This window comes from Gordonia sp. ABSL11-1 (assembly GCF_030315685.1).
Lineage (GTDB): Bacteria > Actinomycetota > Actinomycetes > Mycobacteriales > Mycobacteriaceae > Gordonia.
On record NZ_JASXSI010000008.1, the window covers coordinates 102,935 to 120,122 of the forward strand.

The 17,188-nt window shown below is 69.5% G+C and carries 16 protein-coding genes; 11 read left to right on the forward strand and 5 right to left on the reverse strand.

Annotated features, from left to right (window positions below):
* The first annotated feature begins 5 nt into the window (after positions 1-5).
* The 6 genes from QSJ19_RS11180 (at position 6) to QSJ19_RS11205 (ending at position 7,502) form a co-directional block, all read left to right on the forward strand.
* Positions 6-998, forward strand: coding sequence for a helix-turn-helix transcriptional regulator (locus tag QSJ19_RS11180; RefSeq protein WP_286320404.1), 993 nt, complete (start codon positions 6-8; stop codon positions 996-998).
* On the forward strand, positions 995-1,960 hold the full coding sequence (locus QSJ19_RS11185; RefSeq protein WP_502876143.1) for a helix-turn-helix transcriptional regulator: 966 nt from the start codon (positions 995-997) through the stop codon (positions 1,958-1,960). The genes QSJ19_RS11180 and QSJ19_RS11185 overlap by 4 nt, the downstream gene beginning before the upstream one ends.
* An 80-nt stretch (positions 1,961-2,040) precedes the next feature.
* Positions 2,041-2,298, forward strand: a complete 258-nt coding sequence (gene tatA / locus QSJ19_RS11190; protein WP_286320406.1) for a Sec-independent protein translocase subunit TatA — start codon at positions 2,041-2,043, stop codon at positions 2,296-2,298.
* A 34-nt stretch (positions 2,299-2,332) separates the two neighbouring features.
* The gene (gene tatC / locus QSJ19_RS11195; RefSeq protein ID WP_286320407.1) at positions 2,333-3,316 is read left to right on the forward strand and encodes a twin-arginine translocase subunit TatC; all 984 of its coding nucleotides are present in this window, start codon (positions 2,333-2,335) and stop codon (positions 3,314-3,316) included.
* The gene (locus tag QSJ19_RS11200; RefSeq protein ID WP_286320408.1) at positions 3,313-6,138 is read left to right on the forward strand and encodes a DEAD/DEAH box helicase; all 2,826 of its coding nucleotides are present in this window, start codon (positions 3,313-3,315) and stop codon (positions 6,136-6,138) included. Before tatC ends, QSJ19_RS11200 begins: the two co-directional genes overlap by 4 nt.
* 239 nt (positions 6,139-6,377) lie before the next feature.
* Positions 6,378-7,502 (forward strand): DUF4333 domain-containing protein, encoded by a 1,125-nt coding sequence (locus QSJ19_RS11205; RefSeq protein WP_286320409.1) that lies wholly within the window; start codon positions 6,378-6,380, stop codon positions 7,500-7,502.
* 9 nt (positions 7,503-7,511) lie between these two features.
* Here the strand turns inward: QSJ19_RS11205 and QSJ19_RS11210 are convergent, their stop codons facing one another.
* Positions 7,512-8,501: a 5'-3' exonuclease gene (locus tag QSJ19_RS11210; RefSeq protein ID WP_286320550.1), complete on the reverse strand. Its 990-nt coding sequence runs from the start codon at positions 8,499-8,501 to the stop codon at positions 7,512-7,514.
* Positions 8,502-8,568: 67 nt separating this feature from the next.
* On the opposite strand from QSJ19_RS11210, the gene QSJ19_RS11215 reads away from it, so the two are divergent.
* Positions 8,569-9,681 (forward strand): M24 family metallopeptidase, encoded by a 1,113-nt coding sequence (locus tag QSJ19_RS11215; RefSeq protein ID WP_286320410.1) that lies wholly within the window; start codon positions 8,569-8,571, stop codon positions 9,679-9,681.
* 16 nt (positions 9,682-9,697) lie between these two features.
* Here QSJ19_RS11215 and QSJ19_RS11220 read toward each other — a convergent pair whose 3' ends face one another.
* Positions 9,698-10,099 (reverse strand): PPOX class F420-dependent oxidoreductase, encoded by a 402-nt coding sequence (locus tag QSJ19_RS11220; protein WP_286320411.1) that lies wholly within the window; start codon positions 10,097-10,099, stop codon positions 9,698-9,700.
* A gap of 37 nt (positions 10,100-10,136) precedes the next feature.
* On the opposite strand from QSJ19_RS11220, the gene dprE2 reads away from it, so the two are divergent.
* From dprE2 to QSJ19_RS11240, 4 genes are read left to right on the forward strand one after another with little or no spacing between them, the layout of a single operon-like run.
* The gene (gene dprE2 / locus QSJ19_RS11225; protein WP_286320412.1) at positions 10,137-10,901 is read left to right on the forward strand and encodes a decaprenylphospho-beta-D-erythro-pentofuranosid-2-ulose 2-reductase; all 765 of its coding nucleotides are present in this window, start codon (positions 10,137-10,139) and stop codon (positions 10,899-10,901) included.
* Positions 10,898-12,091 (forward strand): precorrin-6y C5,15-methyltransferase (decarboxylating) subunit CbiE, encoded by a 1,194-nt coding sequence (cbiE, locus tag QSJ19_RS11230; protein WP_286320413.1) that lies wholly within the window; start codon positions 10,898-10,900, stop codon positions 12,089-12,091. Before dprE2 ends, cbiE begins: the two co-directional genes overlap by 4 nt.
* Complete coding sequence (gene cobM / locus QSJ19_RS11235; RefSeq protein WP_286320414.1) at positions 12,088-12,855, forward strand: precorrin-4 C(11)-methyltransferase; 768 nt, start codon at positions 12,088-12,090, stop codon at positions 12,853-12,855. The genes cbiE and cobM overlap by 4 nt, the downstream gene beginning before the upstream one ends.
* Positions 12,848-13,618, forward strand: coding sequence for a cobalt-precorrin-6A reductase (locus QSJ19_RS11240; protein WP_286320415.1), 771 nt, complete (start codon positions 12,848-12,850; stop codon positions 13,616-13,618). The genes cobM and QSJ19_RS11240 overlap by 8 nt, the downstream gene beginning before the upstream one ends.
* 67 nt (positions 13,619-13,685) lie before the next feature.
* Here the strand turns inward: QSJ19_RS11240 and QSJ19_RS11245 are convergent, their stop codons facing one another.
* The 3 genes from QSJ19_RS11245 to cobG are packed head-to-tail and all read right to left on the reverse strand — an operon-like array spanning position 13,686 to position 17,005.
* Positions 13,686-15,170 (reverse strand): precorrin-2 C(20)-methyltransferase, encoded by a 1,485-nt coding sequence (locus QSJ19_RS11245; protein WP_286320416.1) that lies wholly within the window; start codon positions 15,168-15,170, stop codon positions 13,686-13,688.
* A 5-nt stretch (positions 15,171-15,175) separates the two neighbouring features.
* Entirely contained in the window at positions 15,176-15,799 is a 624-nt protein-coding gene (locus QSJ19_RS11250; protein ID WP_286320417.1) for a precorrin-8X methylmutase, read from the reverse strand.
* 12 nt (positions 15,800-15,811) lie between these two features.
* Positions 15,812-17,005: a precorrin-3B synthase gene (cobG, locus tag QSJ19_RS11255; protein ID WP_286320418.1), complete on the reverse strand. Its 1,194-nt coding sequence runs from the start codon at positions 17,003-17,005 to the stop codon at positions 15,812-15,814.
* Positions 17,006-17,188 lie beyond the last annotated feature (183 nt).

Below are 17,188 nucleotides of genomic sequence, written 5' to 3' on the forward strand. Positions count from 1 at the left end.
CTCAGGTGGCAACCCCGAAAGTTGAGCGCCTACTCAACCTCGTGATCTGCCTGCTGTCGACACGCCAGTTCGTGACCGCGGACTACATCCGCCGCAACGTGAAGGGCTACAACGACGACGGGCAGTCGGACGAGGCCTTCAACCGCATGTTCGAGCGCGACAAGACCGAATTGCGCGATCTCGGCATCCCCCTGATCACGGGCCGCGAACGCCTGTCCGGAGGGGCAGACGGCTATCGCATCGAGCGCGACTCCTACGAACTGCCCGAGATCACCCTCGACCGGCCGGAGGCGGCCGTCGTCGCGATGGCCGCCGCGCTGTGGGACGCGCCGGAGATCTCGGCGATCTCCCAGAACGCCCTGCTGAAACTCCAGGCGGCCGGCATCGACGTGCGCGCCGAGGACGAGATCGGTTTCTCCGCGGCGACCTCGGCCCGCTCGCTGGGTTCCGAGTCGGGACTCGCGGCCGTGCTGTCGGCGATCGGGTCGTCGCAGGCGGTGACCTTCACCTACCGGCCGGGTGCGGCGTCGACGTCGGCTGTCCGGACGCTGGAACCGTGGGGTGTGGTCACCCATCGCGGCCGGTGGTATGTCGTCGGCCACGACCGTGACCGCGCGGCCACCCGGACGTTCCGCCTCTCCCGCATCTCGGACGTGGCGACCACCGGTGCGCCCGGGGACGTGTCGGTGCCCGACGGCACCGACATCCAACAGATCGTCGCGGCCGCCGTCGAGTCGGCCGCGGGCTCCGACGGTCGGATCGCCACGGTCTGGGTGGCGACCGATCGCGCCGCGGGCCTGCGTCGACTCGCCACGCGTACCGAACCACGCACCCATGACGGCGAACCGGGGGACGTCCTGGAGATCGAGATACGGTCGCTGCCGACACTGGCCCGACTCGTCCTCGGTGCCGGCCCGGATGCGGTGGTCCTCACGCCGCCGGAACTGCGCGACACCGTCGTCGCCGCATTGGACCGCATGGTGGAGGTGACCGTCTGATGGCGCCCCGCCCGGACCGCTTCAGTCGACTACTCGCCCTGGTGCCCTATTTCGCCGCTCGACGGGGCATCGCCGTCGAGCAGGCCGCACGTGATCTCGGGATCACCCCGAAGCAGTTGACCAGGGATCTCGAACTCCTGTTCGTGTGCGGACTGCCCGGTCATTTCCCGGACGACCTCATCGATCTGCAGTTCGAACAGGGATATGTGGAGGTCGGTTTCACCGCCGGCATGGACCGGCCGCTGCGACTGACGACGACCGAGGCCAGCACCATGCTCGTGGCATTGCGCGCGTTGCTCGACATGCCGGGCGCCGTCGACCGCTCTGCCGCCCGCCGCGCGATCGCCAAGATCGAGCAGGCCGTCGGTTCATCCGAGCCGCCGGTCCAGGCGGCTCCCGACGGCGACACCGACCCCGACGGAGGGACCTACGCCACGATCCGCGAGGCCGTCAGGTCGAACCGGGCATTGACGATCCGGTACTACTCGGCGACCCGCGACAGCGTCTCCGAACGCACCGTCGACCCCATCCGCCTGCAGACGATGGACAACAACACCTATCTCGAGGCGTGGTGTCGCAAGAGCGACGGAGTGCGGCTGTTCCGGTTCGATCGGGTCGAGACGGCAGAAATGCTCGACGAGCCGTCGGCGCCACCGGCCGAGGCGACCGGGCAGCAGCAGTCGGCCATCCTCGCGGAGAACCCCGACCTGCCGTCGGCCGAGATCGAGATCGACCCGAGCGAGCTGTGGATCCTGGACTACTACCTGATCGACCCGGTTGACCCCGTCGAGGACCGCGCCGACCCGCATGGCCCGGTGCGGGCGCGGCTCGTGTACGGGTCCCCGGAGTGGCTCACCCGCTTCCTTCTCGGGTTCGGCGGTCGCGTTCGGGTGGTGTCTGCGCCGCAGATCGCTGATACCGTCGTCACCACGGCAACAGCCGCGCGAGCGCGTTACGCGTGAGGTCGGGGGATCGGCCATGCACGCCGCCGTCCCGGTGGGCTCGGGTAGCATTGACAACATCGCGATTCGGAGGTTGAAACATGGGTGCACTGTCCTGGTGGCACTGGGCGATCGTCCTGGTGGTCCTGGTGGTCCTGTTCGGTTCCAAGAAACTGCCCGACGCCGCACGCGGTCTCGGCCAGTCGCTGCGCATCTTCAAGAGCGAGGTCAAGGAGATGCAGAACGACGGCAAGGACGCCGACGAGACGGCGACCCCCGCGAAGCGTGAACTCCCGCCGGGCGACGCCACGCCGCCCTCGTCGCAGACCTCGTCCGACGATGTGAAGAAGTCTGCGTAGATCCTCTCGGGAACCCGAAAACCAGGGCATTCGTGTGCGCATCTCTCTGGACCCGAGGCGCCGTAAGCGCAAGGTGAATCCCGACGGCACCATGTCGTTGGTCGAGCACCTGTACGAACTCCGGACCCGTGTGGTCATCTCGCTGCTGGCCATCGTCGTGACCACGATCGTCGGATTCGTCTGGTACACACACGGTTTCCTCGGCATACCCTCCCTCGGTGACCTGCTCCGAGGGCCCTACTGCGATCTGCCACCGTCGTCGAGGGCCCAGCTGACTGCCGACGACTCGTGCCGTCTTCTCGCGACCGGACCGTTCGACCAGTTCATGCTCCGGCTGAAGGTCGCACTCACCGCGGGCGTCGTGCTCGCCTGCCCCATCTGGCTGTATCAGCTCTGGCAGTTCATCACCCCGGGACTGCACACCAACGAACGGCGCTACGCCGTCGGCTTCGTCAGTTCGGCCGCCATCCTGTTCGTCGGCGGCGCGGTCCTGGCCTACCTGGTGGTGGCCAAGGCCTTCCACTTCCTGCTCACGGTAGGCAACGACGTCCAGGTGACGGCGCTGGCCGGTGACCAGTACTTCGGGTTCATGATCCACTTGCTGATCATCTTCGGGGTCAGCTTCGAGCTGCCACTGCTGATCGTGGCGCTCAATGTCATCGGCGTCCTGAAGTACGAGAAGCTCAAGGCCTGGCGTCGCGGTCTGATCTTCGCGCTCTTCGTTTTCGCGGCGATCGTGACCCCGGGGCAGGACCCGTTCACGATGCTGGCCCTCGCGCTCGCGCTCACAGTGCTGATGGAGTTCGCGATCCAGTTCGCCCGCATCCACGACAAGCGGCGCGGGCGGAACACCCCGGACTGGACGTCCATCCCGGACGATCAGGCCAGTCCACTGCCGAGTACGGGGCCGGCCCCGTCGGCGTCCCGCATCGATCCCGTCCGCTCCGTACCGGGTGCGGATTCCTCGGGTGCCCGCACCTCCGTCCGCGATCGCGACACGTTCGACGACATCCTGTGAGCCGGCTCGACGACTTCACCGCACGGCTGACCTTCCGCCTCGACGACTTCCAGCGACGGGCGTGCGTCGCGCTCGACGCCGGGCACGGCGTGCTCGTCTGTGCCCCCACCGGCGCGGGCAAGACGATCGTCGGGGAGTTCGCTGTCCATCTGGCACTGGCGAGCAGGACGAAGTGTTTCTACACCACCCCGATCAAAGCCCTGAGCAATCAGAAGTACGCCGACCTCGTCGCCATCCACGGCCCGGAGTCCGTCGGTCTGCTCACCGGTGACAACTCGATCAACCCGGACGCCCCGGTGGTCGTGATGACCACCGAGGTGGTCCGCAACATGATCTACGCGAACTCACGGGCACTCGACGGTCTCTCCTATGTGGTGATGGACGAGGTACACTTCCTCGCCGATCGTTTCCGCGGAGCGGTGTGGGAGGAGGTCATCCTCCATCTCGACCCGTCGGTGCGGGTGGTCAGCCTCTCCGCGACCGTCAGCAATGCCGAGGAGTTCGGCGACTGGATTCAGGCGGTCCGCGGCGACACCACCGTCATCGTCGACGAACACCGCCCGGTGCCACTGACGCAGCACATGCTCGTGGGCACGCGGATGTTCGATCTGTTCGACCCGAGCCGACACGTCGATGCGGCGGGCAGAGTCGAACGCCCACAGGTCAATCCGGAGCTCAAACGCTACATCCGACATCGCACGCTGCTCGCCGACGACGACCGTCGAGGCGGTCGGGGGCGTCGCGGACAGACGTCGCGGGGGCCTCGGCGGGGTGGTGGGCCGCGCCCGCCGTCGCGGCCCGATCTCGTCGCACGACTCGATCGCGAGGGCCTGCTCCCGGCGATCGGTTTCATCTTCTCGCGCGCCGGGTGCGATGGAGCGCTGGCCCAGTGCCTGCGCTCCGGACTCACACTGCTCACACCGGAGGAGTCGATGGCGGTCGACGAGGTCGTCGATCGCCATCTGCAGGAGTTGTCGCCCGCCGACGAGGACATCCTGGGCGTGGCGGAATGGCTGGCCGGACTTCGTCGGGGTTTCGCGGCTCATCACGCCGGCCTGCTGCCCACGTTCCGGCACACCGTGGAGGAACTGTTCACCCGCGGTCTGGTGAAGATGGTCTTCGCGACCGAGACCCTTGCGCTCGGCATCAACATGCCCGCCCGCACGGTCGTCCTCGAGCGGCTGGTCAAGTTCAACGGTGAGGCCCACGTGGACCTGACCCCCGGGGAGTACACCCAGCTGACCGGACGCGCCGGGCGTCGCGGGATCGACATCGAGGGACACGCCGTCGTCGTGTGGACGCCGGAGGCGGTGCCGGATCAGGTGGCCGGGCTCGCCGGCGCTCGGACGTTCCCGCTGCGCAGCTCGTTCCAGCCCGAGTACAACATGGCGGTCAACCTCATCGGACGTCTCGGACTCGAGGGATCGCGCGAGCTGCTGCACCGCTCCTTCGCCCAGTTCCAGGCGGACCGGTCGGTCGTCGGGCAGGCCCGAAAGGTCGACGAGGCACGTCGCCGACTACGGAAACTCGACGTCGAGCTCAGTGCGACGGCGCAGAAACGGGACATCGATCCGGGGGTCGTCGTCGGCGACGACCCCGACGACGACGGGCAGACCGAGGCCGACCCGTACGCCGGATTCCTGGGATACATCCAATTGCGCGAGGACATCCGGCGCCGCGAGCGCGACCTGAGGTTCGAACGTCGCTCGGCCACCACACAGTCGACAGTGGCCGACCTCGCGGCACTCAAACGCGGGCACGTGATCGGTCTGCACGGCGGCCGGCACCGTGGTCTGGCCGTCATCCTGGAACCTGCGACGCAGTCGGCCGACCCCAAACCGCTCGTGCTGGCCGAGGATGCCTGGTGCGGTCGGGTCGGGACCAGGGATTTCGTGAACCCGCCACAGGTGCTCGGAAACATGCGTTTGCCCAAACATGTCGACCGCCGCACGGGCCGCGGCCGACGGGACCTGGCGTCGGCGCTGCGGTCGACGGGAATCGAGATGCCGAAGGGCCGATCCAAGAAGCGTGCCGCGGCGGCCGACGACCGGGAGTTGGCCGGTCTGCGCACAGCGCTGCGCTCTCACCCGGCGCATCGACTCGACAACGGTGACGAGCTGTTTCGCCTCGCGGAGCGCCGAAACCGGGTGGTGCGCGAGATCGTCACCGCCGACCGGGTGATCTCCGAGCGGACCTCGACCCTGGGTGTGCAGTTCGACCGAATCGTCGCCGTCCTCGCCGACCTCGGCTACCTCGAGGTCGGGAAGGCACGCGGCGAGGGCCCGGGGCCGGTCACGGTGACCGCGGCGGGTCATCTGCTCGGCCGAATCTACAGCGAGAGCGATCTGCTCGTCACCGAGTGCATCCGGGCCGGGATCTGGGACCGGCTGGCGCCCCACGAACTCGCCGCCGTGGTCGCCGCGATGGTCTTCGAGACGCGGCGTGAGAGCTTCGCCGGCGCGGACGCGATGTCCGGAAACGTCGCTCTGCGCACGGCACTCGCGCGCACCGTGGACACCTGGCGCGACGTCACGCACGTCGAGTCGCGTCACCGGGTCGATCCGACCCGCGAGCCGGACACCGGATTCTCGGTTGCGGTGTCGCTGTGGGCATCCGGGCGTTCCCTGACCGAGTCGTTGGCGGTTGCCGGCGAACGCGGCCAACTGCTGTCACCCGGCGACTTCGTGCGCTGGAACCGTCAGGTCGTCGATCTGCTCGAGCAGATCCGCCTCGGCGTGGGACCAGAGGCACGCCTGGCATCGTCGGCGAGGTCCGCGGTCGGTGGGATCCGGCGGGGTGTCGTCGCCGCGGAACTCGGCTGACGCGTCGCGAGGGCGTGCTGCCGGTCGATCGAAGCCCACGTCACACGGACCGCGCTTCGGTGATCGACCACCCGCCGTGAGGTAACCTTCTCCACGCGGTCGGGAGTGCAGGTGAGCCGGTCCGGCGCTCCACCTGTGTGACGCCCGGGGTGGAGCAGATCACTCACCGACCAGGACATTCGAGGCATGACATCCAGGCGAATCGGTGAGCTGTCACCGGGCAGATCGGGAGGGACCCCATGACTGAGCCGCACGATCCGACCCGTCCGAGCGGAGACCCCCAGCCGGGCGAGGAGGCGCCACGATCCGCCGACCCGGACATCTCCGAGGCCGCCCGGACTCCCGAGAGCGCCGGGGACGCCGGCGCGGCCCCGTTTACGGGGCCCGGTGCCGAATACTCCCAGCCCTCCGCCTACGGACAACCCACGCCGACGACCCCGTACGGTGCACCCGATCCGACATCACCCCAGGACCAGCCGCAGGCCCAGGGGCCGACGCAGCCTCAGGCGTACGGTCAACCGAACTACGGTCAGCAGCCCTACGAGCCGCAGGCAGCATACGGACAGCCGGGATTCGGGCAACCGGGATTCGGGCAGCCGGGATTCGGGCAACCGGGATTCGGGCAACCGGGATTCGGGCAACCGACATACGGCGAGCAAAGCTCCTCTCAGCCCGGCTACGGCCCACAGAACCAGGGCCCACAGAACCAGGGCCCACAGAACCAGGGCCCACAGAACCAGGGCCAGCACTACCCCGGCCAGCCCACCTATGGGCAGCCGCCCGCATACGGTGCGCCCGATCCCCAGGCGCAGACCGGGCAGTACGGGGCCGCACCTCAGGGTGCCTACGGTCAGCAGTCGGCGTACGCTCCGACCGGCCCCCAGCAGCAGTACGGCGGCCAACAATACGGCGGCCAGCAATACGGCGGCCAGCAGTACGGCGGGCAGCAGTACGGCGGGCAGCCCGCTGGGGGACAGCCGCCCCACGGTGGTCAGTTCGGCGGCGGCGACCAGTTCTCCGCCATGGCAGCGCCATCGGGGAGAAAGGGTCTGCGCACTGTGTTGCTGATCGGTGGTGGCCTGGCCGTGCTGATCGCCGCGATTCTGCTCATCACCGCGTTCGTCGTGCCGGGCTGGGCACCGAAGACGATCTCCCAATCCGCCGTGCAGGACGGCGTGAAGAAGGTCCTCACCGAGGACTATCAGGCGACCGAGGTGTCCGACGTGCAGTGCCCGTCGGGCCAGCGGGTCGAGCAGGGTCAGTCGTTCAGCTGCACGGCGACTGTCGGCGGTCAGCAGCAGACGGTCACCGTCACCTTCCTCGACGACGACGGCAAATACGAGGTGTCGCGTCCGACGAGCTGACCGCTCGACTCAGGACGCCTCGGCGACCGCGGGCCAGCCGAGGGCCTTGGCCAGCCGGGCCACCGACGCACCGATGCCCAGTTCATCCACGAGATCGGCGAGCCCGCCGGGATCGGCGGGCTCGGCCGGAAGCCGATCGTCGTCGGTGCTGTCGATCGTGTCCGCGTCGGTCCGGACCAGGACCACGGTGCGGGCAGCGGTGAGGTACTCCGTCGACGCGATCAGCGACTTGCGGCTCCGCGCCGGCACCGACGACCCGCTGTCGGCCGCCGCGGCCTCGAGTGCGTCGAGGCTGCCGAACTCACTGATGAGCTTTGCCGCGGTCTTCTCGCCGATGCCGGGGACACCCGGCAGGCCATCCGACGGATCCCCGCGCAGCATCGACATCTCAGCGTAGGCCATGCCGGCACGCTCGGTCGGCACCGCGTACTTCTCGGCGACCTCGACCGGCCCCATCATCTCGGCCTTCGCGAGACCGCGCCCGACGTAGAGCACCCGGACGGGCACCGGATCGTCCGAGACCACCTGCAGCAGATCACGATCCCCGCTCACCACGACGACCGGGTCGGTCGCCTCGTCGTAGGCGAGCGTGCCGATGACGTCGTCGGCCTCGCAGCCGACGGCGCCAGAGGTGGCGATCCCGGCGCACCGCAGCACGGCCATGATCATGTCGACCTGTGGGGTCAGCGTGTCGGGGACCTCCTCGACATCGACCTCCCCATCAGCGATCCCGCCGGTGTCGGCACTGTCGCCGGTGTGCGGTGCCTCCTGCGCCACCCGATGCGCTTTGTAGGACGGGATCAGGTCGGTCCGGAACGCCGGGCGCCAGTCGAGATCGAGACACACCACGAGTCGCGTCGGCTGCTCACGGGTGACCAGCGAGGCGATCGTGTCGATGAATCCGCGCACCGCGTTGACGGGTCGCCCGTCGGGCGAGGTCATCTTCTCGGGCAGTGCGAAGAACGAACGGAACCACAGACTCGCCCCGTCGAGGAGCATCACTGAACCGGCCATGGGTCAACTCTGTCATGCCGGGGGTCGTCGGTACGGGCGGTAGGCTGCGCTCATGGCCTACCGGTTCTCCTCCGACGTGTACCGCCACCGACTCGACCGCGCCCGGATCCTCACCGCCGACGCCGGTCTCGACGCCCTGGTCGTGTCGACGGGTCCTGATCTCCGTTATCTGACGGGTTCTCGTGCGGACACCTTCGAACGCCTGACCGCACTGGTGGTCCCGGCTGCCGGGGCGCCACGGCTGGTCGTGGCACGTCTGGAGTTGGCGTCGATACGTGATTCGGCGATCGGCGATCTCGGCATCGAGGTCGCTGACTGGGTGGACGGCGAGGACCCGTACGCGCTGGCGCTGTCGGGACTGCCCGGCACCGCCCGGCTCGCCGTGTGCGACACCATGCCGGCCCTGCACGTCGTACCGATCGCCGGACACACCGGCAGCGCCCCGGCGCTGGCCACCGACGTCCTGCGAGAGCTACGGATGATCAAGGACGACAGCGAGATCGACGCGCTGCGCGAGGCCGGCGCCGCGATCGACCGGGTCCACGCACGGATGGGGGAATGGTTGCGTCCCGGACGCACCGAACGCGCCGTCGCCGACGACATCCGCGCCGCGATCCTCGCCGAGGGGCACACCGAGGCCGCCTTCATCATCGTCGGCTCGGGACCGCACGGCGCCGACCCTCATCACGAGTTCTCCGACCGTGTCATCGAATCCGATGACATCGTGGTCATCGACATCGGTGGTCCGGTCGATCCCGGATACAACTCCGACTCCACCCGCACCTACTGTTTCGCGGATCCGCCCGCCGACATCGCCGATGCCTACCGGGCGCTGCAGGCCGCCCAGACCGCGGCCGTCGCGGCGGTGCGACCGGGGGTCAGCGCACAGCAGATCGACGCGGCCGCACGGGGTCTCCTCGCTGAGCACGGACTGGCCGAGCACTTCATCCACCGGACCGGTCACGGCATCGGGCTTTCCGTCCACGAGGAGCCCTACATCGTGAACGGCAACGACATCACGCTGCGACCCGGGATGGCGTTCAGTGTGGAACCGGGCGTCTACTTCGACGGCCGGTGGGGCGCCCGCATCGAGGACATCGTCGTCGTCACCGACGACGGATGCGAGTCCATGAACACCGGCCCGCACGACCTCGTCGTGCTCTGAGCAGCCAGGAATACGGTCAGTCGAACAGACGAGCCGACCCGAGTACGCGGGACACCGTGATCTCGATGACCACCCGGCGTGGATTGGGTTTCGGTTCGCGGTAACGGCCCGCATAACGCACCTCGGCATCGCGGACCTGCTCCGGCTCCCGGCGGACGACGGCCGGCCCCTCGAGGGTCAGCCACCGCGGGCCGTCGATGTTGGTCACCGACGCGTACCCGTTCCGTTCGACGTTGCGGACCTTCTGCTTGCCGTCGGAGGTGATGATGCGCGCGATCCCGCGCTCCGGGTCCCAGGTGAAGCCGACCGCCACCACGTGTGGGCTGCCATCGGCACGCAGGGTCGCCAGGGTGGCGAGATGTCGTTCGGCGAGGAACTCGGCTGCGGCCGGCCCCAGATCAGCGGCGGTGCGGGTCATGGATGCCACGCTAGCGGGCGATGCGATACTGGCACCCATGACCCCGCGATCGACTTCCGGAACGATCGTGCTGTTCGGTGGTCGAAGCGAGATCGGGGTCGCCGTGGCGTGCCGCCTCGCGGCCGGGCGCACAGTCGTCCTGGCCGCTCGCCGGCCCGACGACCTCGAGGCGGAGCGAGCACAGTTGCTCGACGCCGGTGCGATCGAGGTGCACACGGTGGCCTTCGACGCCGACGCCACCGACACGCACCTGGATCTCGTGCACTCCCTGATCGCTCACGGACCGATCGACACCGCGATCGTCGCTTTCGGGATTCTCGGTGACCAGGTCCGCGCCGAGAACGACGTCACGCATGCCCTGCAGATCGCGCACACCGACTATCTCGCGCAGATCAGTGTGCTGACTCCGTTGGCCAGTGCTCTGCGGGCCCAGGGATCCGGCACGATCATCGTGTTCTCGTCGGTCGCCGGCATCCGGGTGCGGCGCGCGAATTACGTGTACGGCTCCACCAAGGCGGGACTCGACGGATTCGCGAGCGGGCTCTCGGACGCGTTGCACGGCAGCGGGGTCCGGCTGCTGCTCGCACGCCCCGGTTTCGTCGTCGGCACGATGACGAAGGATCTGATGGCGTCCGGGGTCGCCCCGGCGCCGTTCTCTGTGACCGCCGGCCAGGTCGCCGACGCCGTGGTCCGTGCTCATCGCCGCGGGCGTGGCGAGGTGTGGATTCCGTGGGTGCTGCGGCCGATGTTCGTCGGAATGCGCATGCTTCCACGCGCCGTGTGGCGGCGGCTCCCGCGATGAGTCGCAGATTCGTCGTGATCGGCATCGGCGCCGACGGCTGGGACGGTCTCGGCTCCCGAGCGCGAGACGAGCTGTCCGCCGCGACGGTTGTCCTCGGTTCCACCCGCCAACTGGATCTGCTACCTCGGCTCGCCGCCGACATACATCCGTGGCGCTCGCCGATGAGCGCCCACCTGCGTGACGTCCTCGACGATCCGTCCGACGACACCGTCCACATCGTCGCCAGCGGCGACCCGATGTTCCACGGCATCGGGACCACCGTGGCGCGGGCCGTCGGGATCGAGCGGGTGCAGGTCATCCCCGCCGTCTCGAGTGCGAGCCTGGCCTGTGCACGACTCGGCTGGGACCTCAGCGGGGTCTCGATCGTCAGCACCGTCACCCACGACGTCGACAGCGTCGTCGACGCCCTGTCCGACGGCCGGGACCTGCTCGTGCTCAGCCGGGATCAGAACCCCCCCGTCCAGCTCGCACATCTGTTGACCGCCAACGGTTTCGGACGGTCGTCGATGACCGTCCTGGAACAGCTCGGAGGTGACCGTGAACGGACGGTCCGCGGTGTGGCGCGCACCTGGCGGGAGCCGGCCGGAGACCCGCTCAACATCGTCGCCGTCAGCTGCGTGGGTTCCCGGCGCAGCAGGATGCCGGGACGGCCCGACGACGACTACCTCCACGACGGCCAGATCACCAAACAACCGATCCGTGCACTCACTGTCTCCGCACTCGTCCCCGGACACCGACAATTGCTGTGGGACATCGGGTCCGGCTCGGGCAGCGTCGCCATCGAATGGCTTCGGGTCGAGCCGACCGCCCGCGTCGTCGCGTTCGAACGCGATGCCACCCGCAGCGAGGTCATCGTCGAGAACGCGCGACGCCACGGTGTCCACGACCGGCTCACCGTTCTCGGCGCCGTCCCGGACGCGTGCTCCGATGCTCCCGACCCGGACACGGTCTTCGTCGGCGGCGGCCTCGACACCACCGTCCTCGACGTCGCCTGGGACGCCCTGGTGCCGGGCGGTCGGCTGGTCGCGAACGCGGTGACCGTGGAGAACCAGACGATCGTGGCCGACCGGTATGCGCGACACGGTGGTTCACTGCGCCGATTCTCGGTCGAGACGGCCGGGCCACTGGGCTCGATGACCACCTGGCGTCCGTCGTTGCCGATCGTGCAGTGGGTGGTGGACAAACCGTGACCGTCTATGTCATCGGAGCCGGGCCGGGGGCGGCCGACCTGATCACCGTGCGCGGCGCGGAGATCCTCGCACGGTGCCGGACCTGCTTGTACGCAGGCTCACTGGTCCCGGCCGAACTGCTGGATCGGTGTCCGCCGGACGCCGTCCTCATCGACACGGCGCGGATGCCACTGGCCGAGATCGTCGAGCACATCGTCCGCGCCGACGCCGCCGGACACGATGTGGCCCGGCTGCATTCGGGTGATCCCTCCTTGTACTCGGCGATGACCGAGCAACGCCGGGAGCTCGTCGCGCGGGGGATCGCCGTCGAGGTCGTGCCCGGGGTACCCGCCTTCGCGGCGGCCGCGGCAGCCCTGGACGGCGAGTTGACCGTCCCCGGCGTCGGGCAGAGCCTGCTCATCACCCGGGTGTCGACGCTGTCCACCGACATGCCGCCGGGGGAGGACCTCGACCGGCTCGCGTCGACCGGGATCACCCTCGCGCTGCATCTGGCCGCACACCGCGCCGACGGGATCGTCGAGGCCTTGACACCGCACTACGGCGCCGACTGTCCCACGGCGACGGTCGCATTCGCGAGCCGCCCGGAGGAGCAGATCATCCGCTGTCGCCTGGCGGATCTCCCGATGGAGTTGTCCCGAGCAGGCATCCGCCGCACCGCGGTCATCTTCGTCGGTCGTGTCCTCGACCCGTCGGCCCATCCGTCGGTGAGCGACAGCTACCTGTATTCGACGGCACGCATGACCAAACTCCGCAGCGATGGTTGAACGTCCGATCCTGCTGCTCGGTGGCACGGGAGAGGCGAGATCGCTCGCCGCGCAACTCGATCAGGCCGGACTGCCGGTGATCAGTTCTCTCGCCGGACGGGTCCGCAACCCGCGCCTGCCCGTCGGCGAGGTACGGATCGGTGGCTTCGGCGGCGTCGACGGTCTCGTCCGGTGGATCCGCGTTCACGATGCCGCCGCCGTCGTCGACGCCACGCACCCCTTCGCGACGACGATGACCGCCCACGCCGCGACCGTCGCCGAACGGATGTCGCTCCCGCTGCTGAGGGTGCGTCGCCCCGCGTGGACTCCCGGACCGCGCGACACCTGGGTTCCGGTGCCGGACACGGCTGCTGCGGCCGAACATCTCGCGCAGCGGATCGCCGGGGGCGGGTCGTCACGGGTGTTCCTGACGACCGGCCGCCAGGATGTCAGCGTCTTCGCGGACATCTCGGACGCGTGGTTCCTCATCCGGGTCGTCGACCCGCCGACGTCCGATCTGCCGCCGCACCACGAGGTGTTGCGATCGCGTGGTCCCTACGACCTGGCGAGTGAACGTGCACTGCTGCGCTCCCACCGCATCGATCTCCTGGTGACCAAGAACAGCGGGGGAGACCTCACGCGGGCGAAGCTCACCGCGGCCGCCGAGGCGGGGATCCCGGTGGTGATGGTGCAGCGACCCGTGGAGCCTGCCGTCGGTGACACGGTGGCTTCCGTCGAGGCCGCCGTCGAGTGGGTGACACGACAACGCCGACCCAACTTCTGATGGTCGGCCACATCCCTCACCGGCCATCACCACGCGCCGAGCGTGCCCGGTTTCGCGCCGCTCGTGTTCAGTGGTGGTGGCGCGGTGTGTAGACGAGGTCGCCACCCGAGCGCGCCACGGCGGTCGTCGCCGACGACCCGATGATCAGCAGGGTGCGCATGTCAACGGTCGCAGGGTCGAGCGCACCCACCGTGGTCGTCCGAAGTCGCTGCTCCGGTCCGCCGACATCGCGTCCGACGACGACGACGCGGTCCGGCGACACGGTCTCGAGCAGAAGATCCCGCAACGCGCCCACCTGCCAGCCACGGCTGGCGGAGCCCGGGTTGTACACGGCGACGACGAGATCGGCCGTCACGGCGTGCCGGATCCGGTCGGCGATCAGCTCCCACGGTTTGAGGCGATCGGACAGGGAGATCACCGCGAAATCATGCCCGAGCGGCGCGCCGACGGCCGCGGCGACCGCGTTCGCGGCGGTGACGCCGGGCGACACCCGCACCGCGACGTCGTGCCACCTCGGTTCCGCTGCCACCTCGGCCACCGCCGCCGCCATCGCGAACACCCCCGGATCGCCCGACGACACCACGGCAACACGCGCGCCGCGCGATGCGAGATCGAGCGCGAACTCGGCACGTTCGGCCTCGACGCGGTTGTCGCTGGCGTGCACCCGCTGACCGGGGCGCGGGGTGATCCGGGCGAGATAGGTCTTGTATCCGACGAGATCGGTGGCGCGCGCGAGGTCGTCCTGCACCGCCGGTGTGGTCAGCTCGTCGGCGCCCGGGCCCAGCCCGACGACCACGACCTCTCCGGACGACGCCGGTGCCGCGCTGTGCGGGTTGTTCCGTGGGCCCGGTACGACGACCATCGAGAAGTACGGCACGTCTTCGGGATTCACCTCGGCGAGCGGCAGAACACGCTGCACGGAGGTCGACGCGCGCTCGACATACCACGCCTCGTCCAGGCGTCCCGCGGCGTCGAGGGCGTCCCGCACGCGCACGAACGTGCGACCGAGCTTGAGCACCGCGAGCGCATCGCCGGCACGGAATCGGGCCACCAGTTCGGCGCTCGGCAGGGTCCCCGGCACGACCGTCAGCGTCTCCTCGCCCTCGACAAGCGGAATCCCGATCGCCGCCGACGACGCGCTCACCGACGTCACCCCGGGGATGATCTCCGTGTCGAAGTCGCCGACGAGACGCTTGTGCATGTGCATGTACGAGCTGAAGAACAGCGGGTCGCCCTCGGCGAGCAGCACCACGTCCCGACCGGCGCGCAGATGCTCGGCCAGACGCTCGGCGCTCTCGCCGTAGAAATCCTGTAGCGCTCCCGCGTACCCACCCGGGTGATCGGTGGTCTCCGTCGTGACCGGGTACATCAGACGCTCTTCGACCTGACCGCCCCGAAGATACGGCGCCGCGACCGACCGCGCGATGCTGTTGCCGTGGCGTGCACAGTGATACGCGACCACATCCGCGGCCTCGATCACCCGCGCCGCCTTCACCGTGACCAGATCACTGTCACCGGGGCCGAGACCGACACCCCAGAGCTTCCCTGCCATCGAACTCACTCCTCTGGGCTGGCCAGCGCGTTGATCGCAGCCGCGGTGATCGCCGACCCCCCGCGTCGACCGGTGACTGTGATGAACTCGAGGTCTCCTCGCTCGGCGAGCGCCGCGCACGACTCCTCGGCGCCGACGAAACCGACCGGCGCCCCGACGACGGCCGCGGGTCGTGGCGCGCCGTCGTCGATCATGTCGAGCAGTGCGAACAGGGCGGTCGGCGCGTTGCCGATCGCGACGACCGAACCCTCGAGTGACGGTCGCCAGAACTCCAGGGCCGCAGCAGTTCTGGTGGTTCCCATCGTCGACGCCAGCTTGGCGAGCATCGGCTCGGACAGGTGACATCGCACATCGTTGTCGGCGGGCAGACGCCTGCGGGTCACGCCGGCCGCCACCATCGAGGCGTCGCACAGGATCGGCGCGCCCGACTCGAGGGCCGTCCGCGCCGCGCGCACCACACCGGGGGTCGCGACGACGTCGTCGGTGAGGTCGGTCTGGCCGCACGCATGGATCATCCGGACGACCACCCCGGCGACATCGGGGGCGAAGGCACTCAGGTCCGATTCGGCCCGGATGGTGGCAAAGGACTGGCGATAGATCGCGGGGCCGTCACGCAGGTAGTCGGTCATGGTGCGGTCAGCCTATCGACGGTGTGTGCGATACCCGCCGTCGGGATCGGCGACCACGCGCTCGTGCGGTACCGCGGGCGAACCGCAACCGCGGGGGCACCCGACCCAGTGTTCACGGTCGCCGATCGCCTCGCCGTCACGGACGTGGGCGAGCAGATCCTCGCGCACCGGCGCGGTCGCGTTGGCGCACCCGGGGGCACCGACACAGCAGCTGACCCGAGCCCAGGGGGAGGTGGCGTCGAAGATCAGCCCCATCGGCGCGAGCACCCGCACCACCGTCTCCGCGACGCCCTCACCCAGATCGCAGATGAGGATCTCCCGATCGGGCGTGATGATGACCGGCGCCTCGACGGCGGCGATGAACTCGGCCAGCCGTGCCGGGATCCGGCCCAGCTCGACCACCGCACCGAGCAACACGCGACCGTCGTCCTGGTCGAACCAGCCGACGATCGGCTCGCCCACCGCCGGGGCACCGTCCGGCGCGGCGTCATCGGGCGCGGCGTCACCGGGCCCGCGGACGGCCGGAGGCAATCGTGTCCCCATCCGCTCCTCGACCGCCGATCGTTCGTCCGGCGTCAGGTCCCCGATCCGCCAGGTCCCGGGTGCGCTCTCGACCAGCATGTGGGCCACGTCGAGCAGGGCGTCCACGATCATCTCGACGCCGCGCGCCGAACCGACGGGCTCGTCGTCGACGAGGATGTCGGCGACGATGTCCGGGCCGTCGACCGAGCGCACCAGCGCGCACACGTCGGGTCGGTGCCTGCGGATGTCGCCGCGGCCGTCGTCGACACCGAACAGGAAGCGTCCAGAGAGCTCCGCCGACCACCCCTCGGTGCGCAGTCGGGAATCGAGCGCCTCGGCCACCGGCGCGACGTCGGCGATCCCACCGATCCGGCCGGTCAGCGGGCTGACCTCGATGTTGCGGACCTTGTCGTGTGTCGAACTCGGGGCGAGTCCGGCCTCGATCACCGCCTCGGCCACGGCGTCGACGTCTCCGATGCCGCGTAACTGCAGGTTGGCACGTGCGGTGAGTTCCAGGAACCCGTCGCCGTGCGCCGCGGCGGCCTGCGCGAGGAGCGTCAGCTGATCGGGGCCGATGCGGCCACCGGGCAGCCGCACGCGCGCCACCGCGCCGTCCGCCGCCTCGTGTGTGCTGAACACACCGGGGCAGCGGTCGGCGAGGCCGCGTCGGGAGGGCTGGGACACGACCCCCAGGGTAGGCGCCCGCCGATGCGCGCCTGCCCGTGACTAGGCTGAACGCACCGAGGTGGCAGAAGCCGGTGCAACGCCGGCACGGTCGCGCCACTGTGACGGCACCCGGTCGCCGGGACGCCGAAGTCAGACCTGCACCCCGGGATGCACCACTGAACCCCTGGCACCACCGACCAC